This window comes from Gottfriedia luciferensis (assembly GCF_002156865.1).
Lineage (GTDB): Bacteria > Bacillota > Bacilli > Bacillales > Bacillaceae_G > Gottfriedia > Gottfriedia luciferensis.
Map to the genome: position 1 here is coordinate 1 of NZ_NCTA01000015.1, position 17,118 is coordinate 17,118.

The window sequence follows — 17,118 nt, forward strand, 5'->3', positions numbered from 1 at the left end:
CTCACGCGGCGTTGCTCCGTCAGACTTTCGTCCATTGCGGAAGATTCCCTACTGCTGCCTCCCGTAGGAGTCTGGGCCGTGTCTCAGTCCCAGTGTGGCCGATCACCCTCTCAGGTCGGCTACGCATCGTCGCCTTGGTGAGCCGTTACCTCACCAACTAGCTAATGCGCCGCGGGCCCATCTATAAGTGATAGCCGAAGCCATCTTTCAATAAAGGAACAGGAGTTCCTTTATGTCATCCGGTATTAGCTCCGGTTTCCCGAAGTTATCCCAGTCTTATAGGTAGGTTGCCCACGTGTTACTCACCCGTCCGCCGCTAACTAATTGGAGCAAGCTCCAATTAGTCCGCTCGACTTGCATGTATTAGGCACGCCGCCAGCGTTCGTCCTGAGCCAGGATCAAACTCTCCATAAAAGTTAAGTTTAAATCTTGTATTGCTCAAAAAACTAATAATTGACGTTTACTTCATGTTTTGTTTAGTTTTCAAAGTTCACTTTGCCGCGTCATTAGCGACTTTCTTATAGTAACATTTTCAAATATATCTTGTCAACATGTTTTTCAACTTATTTTGGAATCAATCTTTCAAGTTAAGTTGTCGTTGACGACGAATAATAATATAACATGCTACAAAACAAATCGTCAATACATTTTCGAAACTTTTTTTCATAAAGGTAATCTTATATAAATTTCATTCAATACATTCTTCTTATTAAGCAACTCTCTTTTCAATCCTTCACTTAAATTTTGTGTCACTAACTCATTATCTAGTTCATTTAATGATCGTATTATGAGAGACTCAATTTCTAATACATGCTCCCTTTTCAGTAAAACTCCGAACATATACCCCTCCAAAATTACTCGATTTCATCGGTTTAGTTTGTTCCTATCAATTTTTTTCAAATACTTTAAACATTTAATAATTTTGTTTTCTAGCATACAAGCCTAACAAATCTCATATCCTTAGATTAAGAACTTGGACAAGAAAGAGGGCGAATTTATGCTTTTTTACTTTTACATAACTTCTAAAAGAAAATTAAAGCAATTATCCCTAATCACTATTATTGCATTTTTCACAGCCTGCTTAGTTTATATACAAGCCCCAAAATCATTTTCAACTTTTTCAACAAATAAAGGTCCTATGGCTATATACAAAGGCGATGTCTCACAAAAAAATATCGCTCTTACTTTTGATATTAGTTGGGGTGATGAAAATGTAATAAAAGTATTAGATGTATTACGAAATCAAAAAATTACGAACGCTACTTTTTTCTTATCTGCGTCCTGGGCAGAGAGGCATCCAGAAATTGTAGAAACGATTGTTAAGCAAGGTCATGAAATAGGAACGCTTGGATATCGCTATAAAAGCTATACTCAATTGACTCCTATTGAAATGCAAAGGGATCTGAATAACTCAGCTGAAGTATTTAATCGTCTAGGTGTAAAGGATGTAAAATTGTTTAGACCGCCAAATGGTGAATATACCAAAGAAGTAATCAAAATCGCAGCTCGTAACAATCTTTCTGTTATTCATTGGAGTATCAACACAGAAGACTGGCGAAATCCCGGAACAAATAAAATTGTTAAAAGCGTGAAAAATAATACCGACCGAGGTGACATTATTTTACTACATGCCAGTGACTCAGCTTTACAGACACCTAAAGCAATCCCTTTAATTTGGTCCTATTTAAAAGATAAAGGATATAAAAATGTAACAGTCTCTGAAATGATATCGAATACTAAAACAAGCATAAAAATTGTAAATTAAAAAGCTAAGAGATTTTTCTCTTAGCTTTTAACTATTTTGTGTAAAGTTAATAATTGATACAGATTACAAACAAATAAAGGAACTAGCATTAGGATTAACCAAGAAAGATCGTTTTGTCTTAATGCAGGGAACCATTCAACTATTGTAACGACGATCATAAAAAATAACGCCGGAATAAATGCTCCTTTATTTGTTTCTTTACTTTTTATATAGGCAACGATCAGACTAAATAGTAAGATGACTACCGGAAAAATCAAATATCCCGTAAAAGACTCTCCATTTGCATATTCCTTGAATCGAAAATATGCTAAATCAAATAACGATAACACAATTAAGATAACCTGAACTGTATTCCATAACGATTTAAACAAGCCCAATCCGAAACGATGTACCGTCAAATATGCAAAGAAACCCATTTGGCTTACTGCACTGAATACTAATCCTAAAATAAATAAAAATGAAACCTCTACAAGCAATTTTAGAAATCTGGCATCTTGAACATAACTTAAGTATTCTTTATACCCATAAACAATTCCTGTAATAATTGTTACGATCCCACCAACTAGTAAGGTTGTTAAAAATAATCGAACCCATTTCCGACTCGTCATTCTATCCTTGATCCCCCATATTCTCAATTCTGCTTTTCTTTAATAATTTAACTGATTCATATAAAACTTTATTAACTACTTATCCAACATAAATACCCTTATAACTTATTTCATGTCTAAATAGTAGATATGGTTAGATGCATAACCAAAACTAACTAAAACAAGCATACAAATTAAAAGGGTATTGTTTATTATTTATTTAATACGATTTTCTCGACTACTTGTTTAGCAATCGACGTATAGATTTTACCAGTTGGGTGTTCTTTATCATAAATCGAAGGTGCAAAGTCTTCTTCATCCCAATCAGGCTGTTGTAAAGGTAATTGTCCTAATAGAGTAGTTTGAAGCTCTTTTGCAAGCCTTTCTCCTCCACCTTTACCAAAAACATACTCTTTTTCGCCAGTTTTTTTACTTTCAAAGTAACTCATGTTTTCTACAACACCAATAATTTCGTGGTCTGTTTTTAATGCCATAACACCCGCTCTAGCTGCAACAATTGATGCTGTTGGGTGTGGAGTTGTTACAATAATTTCCTTACAAGATGGTAACATACTATGAACATCTAACGCTACATCTCCAGTTCCTGGTGGAAGATCTAGTAATAAATAATCTAAATCGCCCCATTCAACTTCTGTGAAGAATTGTTGTAGCATTTTACCAAGCATTGGACCTCTCCAAATAATTGGTGAATTATCTTCAACAAAAAATCCCATTGAAATAACTTTTACTCCAAAACGATCAACTGGTATTATACGCTCTCCTCTAATTACAGGTCTTGTTGTAATCCCCATCATATCAGGTACGCTAAAACCATAAATATCCGCGTCAATAATCCCGACTTTTTTACCTAATCTTGCTAAAGCAACAGCAAGGTTTACCGAAACAGTTGATTTACCTACTCCACCTTTACCACTTGCGATCGCTAAAAATTGTACTTTTTTATTGTCTAAAAGTGATAAAGTTGATTGATCTTGTCCATCTTCCGTTTGAACGAACTGACTTTTCTCTTCTTCTGTAAACTCAGTAAATCGAATCCCTACCGTCTCAGCACCATTTTGTTTCAGTAATTGAACAATTTGTGTTTGAATCTGCATTTGTTCAGCTGTTCCTGTTTTTAATAATGCAATTTTAACGCTTACATGTTTCTTTTCAGCTTTTATCGAAATTTCTTTAACAGCATCTAATTCTACCAGTGATTTATTTAGAAATGGTTCATTAATTGTACCTAAAAGTGATAATACTTGATCATTGTTAAGCATATTTACACCTCGTTATCTTAATATACCAAATAGTATAACACATGAAACATAGATAGTCTTAAGTAACATGATTAAGTTAAAAAAAATGAAAACCACCGATTAATTCGGTGGTCCATATTGTAAAGACAAATTCTCTAAACCATTTTCTTCAGAAGAAACGAAATCGCTTTTCCAAACGTTTAAACGCGATTAATTCGGTGGTTCTTTTTTGTCTGTATAATATCTAATTACCCCTCTATAAATAGCTGCGGCAAGTTTGTCCTGATACTCTTCGTCACGTAGCTGTTGGCTTTCTTCATAATTTGATAAAAATCCTACTTCAACAAGGGCACCTGGTACTTTTGAATATTTCATTAAATAAACATGGTTAATTATTTTTGCTAAGCGATGAGTATTATTCAAACTTTCTCTAAGCTCTGCCTGAACATATTTTGCAAACCTTTCGTTTTCAATTAACGAACCGTAATAGAAGGTTTGCGCTCCTTTAGAAGAAGTCCTTGGTAAAGAATTTAAATGAATTGATATGTATAAGTCCGCGTTTGATCCATTAATTATTTCCACTCTTTTTCTTAAATCAACACTTTTTCTTCTACTATATCCTTTCATTCCATCCTCAGCTAAATCATAGTCACCATTCCTGGTCATAATGACTGTTGCACCTTGGCCTTGTAAATAATCTCTTAATTTGTTTGTTATTGATAATGCGACTACCTTTTCAATAACGTCACCACCAGAAGCCCCTCCATCAGGTCCACCATGTCCAGCGTCTAAAACGATTACTTTTCCATCTAAAGGTAGTCCATTAAAATTCCATGTCCTTGAGGTTTTTTGCAATAAAGGTATACTCAAAATCAAAAAAACAAAAGTTACAATGATAATAATCAGATGCCATCTTTTCATTTTTTCTCCCCCTGATTGTCCTATAAAAAATATATGGGACAACTAGGAAGAATATGACTTACTTTGATAAACGAAGTCTGTGTCTTCTTTCTCCTTTTACATATCCATCTAACCACCAGCTATACAAAAAGGATTTGCATTGATTAAACGGCTCACTTTGGATATCATCTTTTCGACCAAAAACTGAAGAATAAAATAAGTAGGCTAACCATTCAGACTCCTTTGCAGAACGTCTTTGCACATTTTCAATTGGTTCACCATAAAAGCCAAAGCGACTATATCTTGCACCGAGTAGGTAAGTTTCGACTGCTAATTCTAAGCAGTAATCCTCCCGTGCTTTTCTTTGATTACTATCTGCTTCTATAAAGTAGGAAAATGAATCCTTTAATTGGGCTCTCAACTGCATTATTTTTAATTCTTTTAATAAACATTTTTCGAATTTAATTTGTTTTGCTCTTCTTTTTTCTCGAAAGTTTGTTATTACATTCATATTGAAACCTCCCCGTAGCCATAGTCTAAGACGAAAAGGGTTGCTTCATTCAAAAACCGCTTACTTAATTTCTTCCAAAACAAAGTAATAATTTTCATAAAAAACACTGATTTTAGTAAATGAAAAATTATGAATTAAATCTCGGTTGTTAGACGAATAGATAGGTTACGTCTAAAAGTAAAAAACAAAAATTTAAAGAGCCAATTTCAACTAAAATGATTGGCTCTTACTAAACTTTCTTAATTATTATATGATTTCATTCTTTGTAAAAGTAATCCATCACTGCTTTGATTTTCTCCATATATGAAATCAGACATATGATACTTTAAATACTTACCATATTGACTCTTTGTACTTAATAATAACTCGTCTACAAAATAGGCTCCTTGTTCCACCTTATCCAGAAATAAACTAGCGACTCCTGCATAAACTCCACAAGCTACTTGTAGATATGTTGCATTCGTTCCATACTGCTCATAAGATTCTTTATTGTTCATAACATTGTAAATAAATCTTTCTTTATCTTCATAGACAAGTAAAACTCCTACTAAATCTTCTCCTATTAATGGAGCTGTTGAAGGATCTAGAAGCTTTTTATCAAAATCCATTATTTTTTCCTTGTTTTTCAAGTTGTCCCTAATTAAATTTGTTGTATGCTCATTCACACGATAAACAAAACCACTTTCTAAATTAAATAATTTACCGATAATAAATACTTCTTCATGAGGCATTAGGCAACCGTAAAAAACTTTCTCACCTAATCTAACTTTAAATTCGATTGAATAAACATCGTCATGCAGAAAGATAGGAATATTTTGTTTAACAAACAAAGGAAAGCTCGTGACAGCTTCTTCTAGAAAACAATCCGGGGACCAAGTAGTATATATGGTTTCTTTTTGAGCGATCGAAGGATTTTCATAAAAAGAATTATCATGTTCAACAATATAACATGCAAGAGGTTTTTCAGAAGGGAATTGGTTCATTAAATCGATTGCCATCCACTGGACAATCCCTGGATTCATCCCTGAACCGATAATCGCAGTAGTATTTTTAAATTTATTTTTGTTTTCCTCAAAAATTCTTAAACGTTCTTTTAGTATAAAACCGGAATTTATACTTTCGTCTTCATCTACTACTTCACTCTCTAAAGCTGTATTAACATATTTTATACCAAGTTCATTACAACATCTCATCATTTCAACAGAATCCGCTCTAGAGACATCAATTACAAGTACTGTTTTTGTGTCTACAAGATGCCTTCTAAACATCCTATCGTTATTAACATCCATCTCATAAAAAGTAACTTGTTCAATTAAACATGGAATGACGCTTTTAAAATATGATCTATCTTTTTGTTTCAGATCTATCAAATGAAACCTGGCGTTTTTAATAATTTGGTGGATTGGATCATTCGTATCCTGAGCTGCTTTATTAAAAATTGAAAGTACGGCTTTTGCTACTCCACCAGAACTACCTAAAAAGGTAATTATCGTATCTTTTTCAAGCATATAAACAACTCCAACAATTTTAATTAATTTTTTCTAATATTTACTATATGAAAAAGTTAGGAAAGTGTTTGGACAAGTAACTCATATGAAATTTATCGATACTTTCAAAAAAAAAAAGCTTTAACTAATTAGTTAAAAGCTCTAGACATTAGATTTATTTTTGTTCTTCAGTTCGTGTTTCTGGTTTCTCTGCAAACCTCATACACTCTGCTTTACATATTTCTTTGCATTCTTCTCTACGTTCTTCCCTACATTTTGCGATTTCTTCTTCTCGTTTCATTAAACGTTGCCGTCGTATTTCCAATTCTAAAGCTCTTTCTTTTTCGTCGATTGGTTCAGTGTCTGTTTTCAAAAGTGGTACATTTCCTCTTTCAATTGGACCCATCCCCATCATTGAGCGCCATTCATTAGGTGTTAAGGATGCTCTTTCTACCATTATTGAAAAAGCTAACTTTGTAGCTATTGTTGCAAATTCTAAATTGGATGTTTCAAAAACGATACGATTCCCTTTGCTTCTTTCCGCTGGAGTAAAAAATTTACGTGTAAATTCACTATTTAACTGGATGACTAGCGGATTGATTACTGCCTCGTAATACGTATTCCACTCATTTTCATTATACGCACTATGAACGATTGCTTCATTTGTATTAAAAAATGCATAGATCCGTTTAATTGCGTCAATTGTTCGTTGCGGTTCTGGAGCGTAATTATTTGAGGGAATTTGTTGCAAGCTATAGATTGGCTCTGAAAAACCAGCTTTAACACTATCACCTGTATATATCATATAATGATTAACAAAATCATTAGTATTCTTTATCATATCTTCCTCAGTTAAAACTTCTTTGAAGTTTAATAACCAGTTTGCGAAACGACTATTACTAACGTTTTGTACAATACTGTCATCAATCGAGTCGACCACATCTAACAATGGGAGTAACGGGTCATATGGGGGATTCCCAAATATATCATTATCATTAAAATCTTGTCTTAAATGAATGATATCACTGTATGGTAATACCAGTACGTTCTTTGTTTTAAACGTAAATTTTAAAAGGATTACACCTTGATTGTTTTCAAGTACTTCAACTTTAGTACAAGGAATTGGATATATTGCAATTGGATATCCAAAATCATTCCGTTTAATAAATGCAAACGCATTACTATTTAAATCTAACTGAGTTACTAATTTCTCTAGAAGTAATTGCATTGACATAAATTGATTTGGTTCCTGAAGAACATTAAAAACCCATGGATCCGGGTTAATTTTACATTCTTTGCTATTCTCTCTTACGTGAGTTACCTTCAGTTTACCGATTGCTCTAGCTTTAGGTCTAATGCATGCCCTAATAATATCGTTTTTAAATAATTTATTTCCTAATGTAAAATCTCCATTACCTTCGTCTATTAGTAGCTCAAAACTATTAGTGTTCGATTGAAAATTCATTTTTCCTAATATCCAATCGATAAAACCCATCTTTCGTCACTCCCAACATAGTTTGCCACAATTTGTGCAGGGATAAGTTTTCGGTCTTTTAACTATCATGTATGCAATATGTTGATGACAAATTATTAGAAAGTTTTAATTTTCATCACTTTAAAATATGATATCAAAGAATCGTTTATTCCTTTATCATTAATAAAAAAATACCTCACCAACTAGAACGGTAAGGTATTTATCAGTATATTGGATTTAACTAGATTATCTTTCAGCCATAAGCAGTTTTGATTCAAAATACAAATTGTGTATAAACTTTTTAGCGTTTATACGAGTATGTGTAGATGTAGTGATCGATGCTTGTTTCAATTCGGTCATTCGTTGTCTAACTGTCTCAAAGTCAAAAAACTTAGAAGCATAATTTTCAAACTTTGGATTGGCAAAGTCCGTGAGGCCAATTGAAGCTATATGGTTTAAAGATTGAAAGATTGCACGTCGAACGCGTTGTTCTGACGATTTCCTTTCTCTTTCAATATCTTCCTGTGATTTTACCTTACCTAGCTTCTTAATGCTAATGTGAGTGTAAATATCCTTTAAAATAGGAAAACCTGCTTCAAATCCATATTCTGTTTCATATTCATATAAGTAATTGATGATATCCAGTAAATCCTTGCTTCCGTTTTCTCCAGCTATGCCAAGTTCCGATAATAGAACTTGTCCCCAATCCGTAATTTTCTTTTGATCGGATATAAGGGTAGGTTCAATAGCAGTATTCCAATCAAAAACATTGCTCAAAGATTTTTGTATATCTCGTATCGATCGCTCTAGTCTAATTCGTTCCATCACCTTTTTTACTACTGCAATTACTTCGATTTTATTTAATGGTTTCGTAATGTAATATTCGATACCAAGAGAATAAGCCTCGCCAATCAATTCTTTCGACTCTACTTGAGAAATCATAACCATTTTCCCTTTAAATGATGGTGCTACTCTTCTAATCGTTTCAATACCGTCTTGTATAGGCATTAATAAATCGATGAATAAAATATCGATATGATTTGTTTCTAGCGTATATGAATCTAAAAAAGAACCATCTTCTGCCTCACCAACAACTTCCCCAAGGTCTTCATCTTCTATAATTTGAGACAACATTGATCGAAAGACTTCATCATCATCTGTAATATAAAATCGCATAATCTCACCCTTTCTCGACAAGTCTTTGAATCGGCAGTCGAATTGTGAATATGCATTCATGCTCTTTCTGAGTAAGTATTACTTCACCATCTAATTCCTCTGCCATTTCTTTTATATAAGATAAGCCGATACCAGTAGAAGGCGTACCATCTTCACTATATTTTGAAGTAAAACCGGGTTTAAAAATTAGTTTTGTATATTTTGTAGGAACCCCAGGTCCATTATCAATCACTTTACATTCTATCCACTCTTCATCTTTTTCGATTGAAATAATGATGGTGCCAATGTTTTCAATTGCTTCTACTGCATTTGCAACTAAATTATTAATAAAAGATAACAGTAAATAGATATGATATTTTGGATGTTGACCACTGATTCTTGATACGAATTCAATTTCCTTCCCTAACATAGCTGCATATTTTTGGTTGATTCGAATGATCATCTTAGATAAATCATTTACACTCATATATTCCGGTAAACTTTCACTTGAAATAAGCCTAGAAAGACCAGCAAAAATTCTTTGGTTATCTTTTTTTATTTCATGTACCTCACCGGCTATACGTAATGCTTTTCTTCCCCATTCTTCAGTTGGAACCATTTGATCTTGTTTATGGTCATTCATATTTCGATAAAGATTGTAGGATTCTTTTGTGATTGTTTCAGCATTTTGTAAAGTTTTTTTCAAATAAACGGACTCTACATATAAATTAGAAAGATGCATTAACATATTCTCATTTTCTTTCCGAGTTTGTGACTCCTTCAACCTAAGCTCGTAAAGTTTCATCATGTTGATAAATGCTAATACAAAAAAGCTTCGAAACACTGCAATTATAATGATTTTGTTTAATTCATCCACTGTAAGTGCAGATCCCATTCCATAAAGTTGAAGGATTAGTTCGATTAAACTTGAAGTGATTTCAATCGTAATGCCAAAAATCCCAATCAGCATAGGGTGTTGAAATCGATTAACCTTCATCAAATAAAATAATAGGGCATACGAGAAATAATATAAAAATGTAGGAAATCTAACCGTTAGTGATGAAGAAAAATTAAAATCTGTTGCAACTAGCCAGTCTAATCCAACACGAAATATAAATACTGAAGCTCCGACAAATAGCCCTAAAACTGCAGAAGGAATTTTCCTAAAGTATAATAAAGAAAAGAAGAAAATTGGCGTTCCGAAACTAACCCGAAATATATTGTCAAATGGATGAAAGTTCAACTCACCCGCAATCGGGATAATTACCATAAGTGCAATAACGATCCAGAAATCTTTATATTGCAGTTCTTTAAAGTTCAAATCCGCCACTTCCTGATTTTTGCTACTAGTATATCTTCTTGTAGTTATTAACACAATGTTCCTCCACATACAACTAGGTATCATAAGAAAATACAGCTTGTTTATTAACAAGCTGTATTTTTATCATTATCTAGTTACAGTTTCTTTAGCAGATTTTATCGTTCGGTATGCTGGTTCCCACATTGCATTTCGAACAGCTTGCTCAATGTCATCAGGCACAATTCTTGCCACGCCATCAGCAACTGCAGCCTTTGCTACTTCAATTGCAACTACTTCTGAAATCATACGAAGATTCTCTACTTGTGGAAGTAAAGGTGCACCAAGTTTACTTACATCGATCATGTCTGCTACAGCTTCTGCTGCCGCTGCAAACATTCCATCAGTAATAATACTTGCACGAGAAACGTTCGTTCCAAGACCTAAACCAGGGAAAATAAGCGCATTATTTGATTGCCCGATTACATAAACTGTTTTGTTATATGTTACTGGAGCAAAAGGACTACCAGTTGCAACTAACGCTCTTCCTTCTGTCCATTTTATTAAATCAGCAGGTTTTGCTTCTGCAAGCGGTGTTGGGTTCGACATCGGTAAAATCACAGGTCTTTCAACATGTGCTGCCATGTCTTTTACAATCTCTTCTGTAAAAGCACCTGCAACAGTTGAAGTACCAATTAGAATCGTTGGGTGAACCTGATTTACAACTTCAGCTAAACTTGCACCTGAATTATTTTCTTCAACTGGACGTGCATAAGGCACTTGGAAGTCATACAGTCCTTCCATATCACTTGCTAACAAACCATTTCGGTCAATACACCAAAATCTACGATTCGCTGCTTCAAAAGAAAGTCCTTCACGTACCATTGCATCTCGAACCTGGTCAGCAATCCCAATACCAGCTGTTCCCGCTCCAAATACTACAACACGATGTTCACTTAACGGGATTCCTGAAGCACGAACTGCCGCTAGCACAGCTGCAAGTGAAACAGCTCCAGTACCTTGTATATCATCGTTAAATGTACATACTTCATATCGATACTTATCTAATATTCTTCGCGCATTTTGAGAGCCAAAATCTTCCCAATGAAGTAATGCATTAGGGAATTTTTTCACAGCTGTACTTACAAACTTATCAATAAATGCATCATAGCGACTATCACGTATACGAGGATGACGATTTCCAATGTAAAACGGGTTGTTTAATAGCTCTTCACGATCAGTACCTACATCTAAAATTACAGGCATTACACGTGCAGGATCAATACCAGCAGCTGCTGTGTATACCGCTAATTTACCAATTGCGATATTAATACCTCCAACTCCCCAGTCGCCAATTCCTAATATACCTTCTCCATCAGTAATAACAATTAGATCAATTTCATCTGAATTTGCTCTGAAATTATCAAATGCTTGTTCAATACTATCAGCATCATTAATTGATAAATACATTCCGCGTGGTCTTCTATATTCATTGCTATAACGTTGAATAGCTACACCAACAGTTGGAGTGTATACGATTGGAAGCATTTCTGGTAAGTGATCAGTTAATACTCGGTAAAATAATATCTCATTTCTGTCATGTAATGCCGATAGTGTAACATTTTTATGCAAATCAGTAGGTTGAGAAGAGAATTGCTCATAAGCTCGTCGCGCTTGTTCTTCAAGTGTTAGAACTGCAGGTGGTAACAAACCTGTTAATCCTAAATCCTCACGCTCTTCTTGAGTAAATGCGACACCTTTATTTAACAATGGTATAGCCATTAATTCGGCACCTCGCAAGGTAGTCTCCACTTCACCATTCGAATCTACCCTGAATTTATGCATATAATCTCCATCCTTTTTTCTATTCATTTTCTACTTTTTAAAAATTTCAAGTTAAGCAAAAGAGGGCTTCTATGCCCTCTTTTAGTGTGTAAATAAAGTCCTATATATCAGATTCTCTGACAGTTATTTTACTGTCTATCTAATAAAACTGCACCAGCAATACCTGGGTGAGTCATTTCAAAAGGATCTAATATTAAATCAAGTTCTTCCTCTGATAACACATCATATTTTAAGCATAATTCACGAATTGGTTGTCCAGTAAGAATCGCTTCTCTCGCAATTCTTGCAGCAACTTCATAACCAATATGTGGATTAACCGCTGTAATAAGGCCCACGCTCTTTTCAACATATTCTTTCATTCGATCTTCATTAGCTTCAATACCTTTTAAACAGTTATCTGTAAATGCACGGAATGCATTATTCATAATGTTAATTGATTGTAGTAAATTGAATACAAGAACAGGCTCCATTACGTTTAATTCTAACTGTCCAGCTTCAGAAGCTAAGCAAATTGTATTGTCATTACCAATTACTTGGAATGCAACCTGGTTAATAACTTCCGCCATTACAGGATTAACTTTACCTGGCATAATTGATGAACCAGGTTGGCGCGCAGGTAATGTAATTTCACCAAGTCCTGCTCGTGGGCCAGAAGCCATTAAACGTAAATCATTTGCAATTTTAGACATATTCATCATACATACTTTAAGAGCTGCTGATACTTCTGTGTAAGCATCTGTGTTTTGAGTAGCATCAACTAGATGCTCAGCACCAACAAGTGATAATCCACTAATTTCAGCAAGCTGTTTAACGACAAGTTCAATATATCGAGGATCAGCGTTTAATCCTGTTCCGACTGCAGTAGCACCCATGTTTACTTCATATAAGTGCTGACGTGATTGTTTAATACGCTTTATATCGCGTGCAAGGACTCTTGAATAAGCCTCAAACTCTTGACCTAAACGAATCGGTACTGCATCCTGTAAGTGAGTACGACCCATTTTAATAACATGGTCAAACTCTTTTGCCTTCATCTCGAATACATCATGCATATATTCCATTGTATTTAATAATTTTTCTAACATATTTAAAGTCGCAATATGGATAGCAGTTGGAAATGCATCATTTGTAGACTGCGACATATTTACATGGGTATTTGGACTAATACAGAAGTAGTCACCTTTTTCTTTACCAAGCAATTCAAGCGCACGGTTAGCGATAACTTCATTTGCATTCATGTTCATTGATGTACCTGCTCCACCTTGAATAGGGTCAACAATAAACTGATCATGCCATTTACCATCTATAATTTCTTGAGCAGCCTCTGCAATCGCTTTACCATTTCCTTCATAAAGACGTTTTGTCTCAACATTGGCAAGTGCAGCAGCTTTTTTTACAACTGCTAAAGCTTTAATAAGTTCTTCGTGAATTTTGTATCCAGTGATTGGAAAATTTTCAACTGCTCGTAATGTTTGAACACCATAATAAGCATCTGCAGGAATTTCTTTTTCCCCTAAAAAATCTTTTTCAATTCGTATGTTTGGTTTAATTTCAGTCGCTGCCATTTTATTCTCTCCCTTTTATTACGCAGCTTTTGATTCCTTTATAGAATCGATATATCGCTGCGCTTTATCTTGATCGAATTCGCCTTCCCACTTTGCCATAGTAATAGCAGCTAATGAGTTACCTAATACATTTACAGAAGAGCGAACCATATCTAAAATACGGTCAATACCCGCAATTAAAGCGATTCCTTCTATAGGTAATCCCATTGAACCTAGTGTTGCCAGTACAACTACGAACGATGCACCAGGAACGCCTGCCATACCTTTTGAAGTAAGCATTAGAACAAATAATAATGTGATTTGTTCCATAAAGGACATTTTGACATTATACATCTGTGCAACAAATAATGCAGCAAGAGCTTGATAAATTGCAGATCCTGTTAAATTAAATGTGTACCCAGTTGGTATAACGAATGAAACAATTGCTTTTGGACAACCTAATTGTTCCATTTTTTTCATAATGTTTGGAAGAACTGCTTCCGAACTTGCTGTTGTAAAAGAAAGTATAAGTTCTTCCTTTAAAATTTTAATAAGCGTAAAAATATTTGTCCCTGTCATTTTAGCATTTATACCTAGAATTACAATAGCAAAAAATACTACTGTTACATAAACAGCTAATACAAGCTTACCAAGTGGTAATAATGTACCTACACCGAATTTTGCAACCGTTACAGCAATTAATGCAAATACTCCAATTGGTGCAGTTTTCATTACTTGATTTGTCACCCAGAACATAGCCTCTAATACACCTTCAAAAAATCCAAGAACAGGCTTTCCTTTTTCTCCAATTGCAGCAACACCAAGACCGAATAAAACAGAGAAGAAAATAATCGGTAAAAGATCACCTTGCGACATTGATTCAAACACATTTTTTGGGAAGATATGAACAATCGTCTCTGCAAAGCCACCTTGCTGTGTAGCTTCCGCTGTTTGTTGGTAAGCAGAAATATCACCTTTTTGCAGATGATTCATGTCTACTCCTTTACCTGGATGGAATAGATTTGCTGCAAGTAAACCAATACCAAGTGCGAGTGTAGTTATAATTTCAAAGTAAAGTAGAGTTTTACCTCCAAGCTTACCTAATTTCTTCATATCGCCTACACCAGCAACTGCAACAATAAGTGCCGATATTACAATTGGCATAACAATCATTTTAATTAAATGTATAAATATATCACCAATTGGCTGTATATAAGAAATTGCAGTGTCATTCCCGTAAACTAAAGCTCCAACCCCAATTCCTAATATTAAAGCAATAAAAATTTGCGTAGCTAATCCAAATTTTTTCATAAAAATCCCCCTTTTGTTAACGCTTTCAAACATTTGGTAAAAATACTCCCCAATTGTATAGGCAAACCTACAAAACAATACAAAAACCTACAAATTTATTCTAAAAAATTTTAAAAAGATCAGTTAAGGTTAGGAAAGACTAAGGGAAGGGGGGTTATATGTTTTGGAAATAAAAAAAATCCTTTCCATAATGGAAAGGATTTTTGAACGTACAAAAATTAACGTTTTGAGAACTGAGGAGCTCTACGTGCACCTTTAAGACCGTATTTTTTACGCTCTTTCATACGTGCATCACGAGTTAATAATCCAGCACGTTTTAATGTTCCGCGGTACTCAGGATCAACTTGTAATAAAGCTCTTGAGATACCGTGACGGATTGCACCAGCTTGACCAGTGTATCCACCACCGTTAACGTTTACTAGAATATCATAGCTACCTAAAGTTTCAGTTGCAACAAGTGGTTGTTTAACAACTTCTCTTAATGCAGCGAATGGGATGTAATCTTCAAAATCACGACCGTTAATGATAACGCGTCCTTCGCCAGGAACTAAACGTACACGAGCTACTGAGCTTTTACGACGTCCTGTGCCATAGTATTGTACTTGTGCCATGTGAATGCCCTCCTTTTATAATTATCCGCGAAGTTCGTAAACTTCTGGTTTTTGTGCTTGGTGTGGATGCTCATTACCAGCATACACGTGTAACTTTTTAATTTGAGCACGTCCAAGACGTCCTTTTGGAAGCATACCTTTAACAGCTAACTCAAGCATTTTAACTGGGTAGTTAGTACGCATTTCTAAAGCAGTACGCTCTTTTAAACCACCAGCATACATAGTATGACGGTAGTAAATTTTGTCGTTTAATTTGTTTCCTGTTAATTCAACTTTCTCAGCGTTGATGATGATTACGTTATCACCTGTATCAACGTGTGGTGTGAAAGTTGGTTTGTGTTTACCACGAAGTAAAGTAGCTACTTCAGTTGCAAGACGACCTAAAGTTTTACCTTGAGCGTCTACAACGAACCACTTACGTTCAACTTCGCTAGCTTTTGCCATATAAGTTGTGCGCATTCTATTTTCCTCCTAATACAATATACATAAAGTAAAATTGTTTTTATTGTTTATCTTTAACACGACTGGTTCCGGGGCTAATCGTGGTTCTTAAAACAATACCGTATTTAATATTAAACTTTCTACTCTCTAATGTCAAGCAAATGTTACACCAGGATTAGTTGTTATAATCTACTTTCCATAAAAATAATCCATTAGCCGGTGAAGTCTTGCCAGCCGTAGCTCGATCACGTGCTACTAATGCGTTTTTTACACTTAAAATATCACGCTTTCCTTGACCTACTTCAATTAAAGTTCCAACAATTATTCTTACCATATTATAAAGAAAACCATTTCCTTCGAGGGCAATGACAATTCCTTGTTCGGTTTTATTAATTGTTCCTTTGTAAATCGTACGTACTTTGTCCTTTACATCCGTATTTGATGCACAAAATGAACTAAAATCATGCGTACCTAATAGACAGTTAAGTGCTTCCTGCATTTTAACAAGATCGAGTTCAAATGGAAAAAAATAATGTTGGTTTCTTGAAAAAACATTTTCATCTTTTTCATTCCAAATAAAATATCGATATTCTTTTCGAACAACATCAAATCTTGCGTGAAAGTTTGGTTCGACGATTTCTACCGATTTAATATAAATATCTTTAGGTAATTGCGCATTTAACGCTTTTTTCCATTGATCTGGTGCAAGATTATACTCACTATCAAAATGAATAACCTGTCCTACAGCATGTACGCCAGTATCAGTTCTACCAGAGGCATGGATCCGTTTTGTATTACCTTTGTGCATCCTAGTTAGGACGGTTTCGATATCTGTTTGTACTGTTCTTTGGTTAGGTTGTACTTGATATCCATTAAACAGTGTACCATCATATGAAATAATACATTTAATTCGATTCATATCTATTCTCCA

The 17,118-nt window shown here is 34.5% G+C and carries 16 protein-coding genes and 1 rRNA gene; 1 reads left to right on the forward strand and 16 read right to left on the reverse strand.

The genetic code is table 11. The features are described from left to right. Both B7R67_RS12015 and B7R67_RS22150 read right to left on the reverse strand, forming a co-directional pair. A 16S ribosomal RNA gene (locus B7R67_RS12015) occupies positions 1-414 on the reverse strand; the annotation flags it as partial. 249 nt (positions 415-663) lie between these two features. Next, a complete protein-coding gene (locus tag B7R67_RS22150; RefSeq protein WP_158095087.1) occupies positions 664-840 on the reverse strand; it encodes a hypothetical protein in 177 nt (58 codons plus the stop codon). Between the two features lie 157 nt (positions 841-997). Here B7R67_RS22150 and pdaB point away from each other — a divergent pair, with 157 nt between their 5' ends. Beyond that, a complete protein-coding gene (gene pdaB, locus B7R67_RS12020; protein WP_088070752.1) occupies positions 998-1,765 on the forward strand; it encodes a polysaccharide deacetylase family sporulation protein PdaB in 768 nt (255 codons plus the stop codon). 20 nt (positions 1,766-1,785) lie between these two features. Here the strand turns inward: pdaB and B7R67_RS12025 are convergent, their stop codons facing one another. The 14 genes from B7R67_RS12025 to truA form a co-directional block, all read right to left on the reverse strand. Beyond that, entirely contained in the window at positions 1,786-2,373 is a 588-nt protein-coding gene (locus B7R67_RS12025) for a KinB-signaling pathway activation protein (protein ID WP_088070754.1), read from the reverse strand. 191 nt (positions 2,374-2,564) lie between these two features. After that, the gene (locus tag B7R67_RS12030; protein WP_088070756.1) at positions 2,565-3,632 is read right to left on the reverse strand and encodes an Mrp/NBP35 family ATP-binding protein; all 1,068 of its coding nucleotides are present in this window, start codon (positions 3,630-3,632) and stop codon (positions 2,565-2,567) included. 189 nt (positions 3,633-3,821) lie between these two features. Then, entirely contained in the window at positions 3,822-4,532 is a 711-nt protein-coding gene (gene cwlD / locus B7R67_RS12035; RefSeq protein WP_088070758.1) for an N-acetylmuramoyl-L-alanine amidase CwlD, read from the reverse strand. A 58-nt stretch (positions 4,533-4,590) separates the two neighbouring features. Beyond that, entirely contained in the window at positions 4,591-5,022 is a 432-nt protein-coding gene (locus B7R67_RS12040; protein WP_088070760.1) for a DUF2521 family protein, read from the reverse strand. Between the two features lie 239 nt (positions 5,023-5,261). Next, positions 5,262-6,530, reverse strand: a complete 1,269-nt coding sequence (locus B7R67_RS12045) for a saccharopine dehydrogenase family protein (protein ID WP_088070762.1) — start codon at positions 6,528-6,530, stop codon at positions 5,262-5,264. 154 nt (positions 6,531-6,684) lie between these two features. Then, positions 6,685-8,004: a phage portal protein gene (locus B7R67_RS12050; protein WP_088070764.1), complete on the reverse strand. Its 1,320-nt coding sequence runs from the start codon at positions 8,002-8,004 to the stop codon at positions 6,685-6,687. 225 nt (positions 8,005-8,229) lie between these two features. Further along, on the reverse strand, positions 8,230-9,159 hold the full coding sequence (locus B7R67_RS12055) for a response regulator (protein ID WP_088070766.1): 930 nt from the start codon (positions 9,157-9,159) through the stop codon (positions 8,230-8,232). A gap of 4 nt (positions 9,160-9,163) precedes the next feature. Next, positions 9,164-10,468, reverse strand: coding sequence for an ATP-binding protein (locus tag B7R67_RS12060; protein WP_088070860.1), 1,305 nt, complete (start codon positions 10,466-10,468; stop codon positions 9,164-9,166). Positions 10,469-10,585: 117 nt separating this feature from the next. After that, positions 10,586-12,280, reverse strand: coding sequence for an NAD-dependent malic enzyme (locus B7R67_RS12065; protein WP_142289552.1), 1,695 nt, complete (start codon positions 12,278-12,280; stop codon positions 10,586-10,588). A 128-nt stretch (positions 12,281-12,408) separates the two neighbouring features. Beyond that, the gene (gene aspA, locus B7R67_RS12070; RefSeq protein ID WP_088070770.1) at positions 12,409-13,845 is read right to left on the reverse strand and encodes an aspartate ammonia-lyase; all 1,437 of its coding nucleotides are present in this window, start codon (positions 13,843-13,845) and stop codon (positions 12,409-12,411) included. A gap of 18 nt (positions 13,846-13,863) precedes the next feature. Further along, a complete protein-coding gene (locus B7R67_RS12075; protein WP_088070772.1) occupies positions 13,864-15,135 on the reverse strand; it encodes a cation:dicarboxylate symporter family transporter in 1,272 nt (423 codons plus the stop codon). A gap of 218 nt (positions 15,136-15,353) precedes the next feature. Then, the gene (rpsI, locus tag B7R67_RS12080) at positions 15,354-15,746 is read right to left on the reverse strand and encodes a 30S ribosomal protein S9 (protein ID WP_056467505.1); all 393 of its coding nucleotides are present in this window, start codon (positions 15,744-15,746) and stop codon (positions 15,354-15,356) included. Between the two features lie 21 nt (positions 15,747-15,767). Beyond that, positions 15,768-16,205, reverse strand: a complete 438-nt coding sequence (gene rplM / locus B7R67_RS12085) for a 50S ribosomal protein L13 (RefSeq protein WP_088070774.1) — start codon at positions 16,203-16,205, stop codon at positions 15,768-15,770. Positions 16,206-16,362: 157 nt separating this feature from the next. Then, the gene (truA, locus tag B7R67_RS12090; protein WP_088070776.1) at positions 16,363-17,106 is read right to left on the reverse strand and encodes a tRNA pseudouridine(38-40) synthase TruA; all 744 of its coding nucleotides are present in this window, start codon (positions 17,104-17,106) and stop codon (positions 16,363-16,365) included. Positions 17,107-17,118: the final 12 nt, after the last annotated feature.

Excerpts from the sequence above, each read along its gene's own strand:
- B7R67_RS22150 (WP_158095087.1), bottom strand. The coding sequence starts at position 840 with ATGTTCGGAGTTTTACTGAAAAGGGAGCATGTATTAGAAATTGAGTCT.
- pdaB (WP_088070752.1), top strand. The coding sequence starts at position 998 with ATGCTTTTTTACTTTTACATAACTTCTAAAAGAAAATTAAAGCAATTA.
- B7R67_RS12025 (WP_088070754.1), bottom strand. The coding sequence starts at position 2,373 with ATGACGAGTCGGAAATGGGTTCGATTATTTTTAACAACCTTACTAGTT.
- B7R67_RS12030 (WP_088070756.1), bottom strand. The coding sequence starts at position 3,632 with ATGCTTAACAATGATCAAGTATTATCACTTTTAGGTACAATTAATGAA.
- cwlD (WP_088070758.1), bottom strand. The coding sequence starts at position 4,532 with ATGAAAAGATGGCATCTGATTATTATCATTGTAACTTTTGTTTTTTTG.
- B7R67_RS12040 (WP_088070760.1), bottom strand. The coding sequence starts at position 5,022 with ATGAATGTAATAACAAACTTTCGAGAAAAAAGAAGAGCAAAACAAATT.
- B7R67_RS12045 (WP_088070762.1), bottom strand. The coding sequence starts at position 6,530 with ATGCTTGAAAAAGATACGATAATTACCTTTTTAGGTAGTTCTGGTGGA.
- B7R67_RS12050 (WP_088070764.1), bottom strand. The coding sequence starts at position 8,004 with ATGGGTTTTATCGATTGGATATTAGGAAAAATGAATTTTCAATCGAAC.
- B7R67_RS12055 (WP_088070766.1), bottom strand. The coding sequence starts at position 9,159 with ATGCGATTTTATATTACAGATGATGATGAAGTCTTTCGATCAATGTTG.
- B7R67_RS12065 (WP_142289552.1), bottom strand. The coding sequence starts at position 12,280 with ATGCATAAATTCAGGGTAGATTCGAATGGTGAAGTGGAGACTACCTTG.
- aspA (WP_088070770.1), bottom strand. The coding sequence starts at position 13,845 with ATGGCAGCGACTGAAATTAAACCAAACATACGAATTGAAAAAGATTTT.
- B7R67_RS12075 (WP_088070772.1), bottom strand. The coding sequence starts at position 15,135 with ATGAAAAAATTTGGATTAGCTACGCAAATTTTTATTGCTTTAATATTA.
- rpsI (WP_056467505.1), bottom strand. The coding sequence starts at position 15,746 with ATGGCACAAGTACAATACTATGGCACAGGACGTCGTAAAAGCTCAGTA.
- rplM (WP_088070774.1), bottom strand. The coding sequence starts at position 16,205 with ATGCGCACAACTTATATGGCAAAAGCTAGCGAAGTTGAACGTAAGTGG.
- truA (WP_088070776.1), bottom strand. The coding sequence starts at position 17,106 with ATGAATCGAATTAAATGTATTATTTCATATGATGGTACACTGTTTAAT.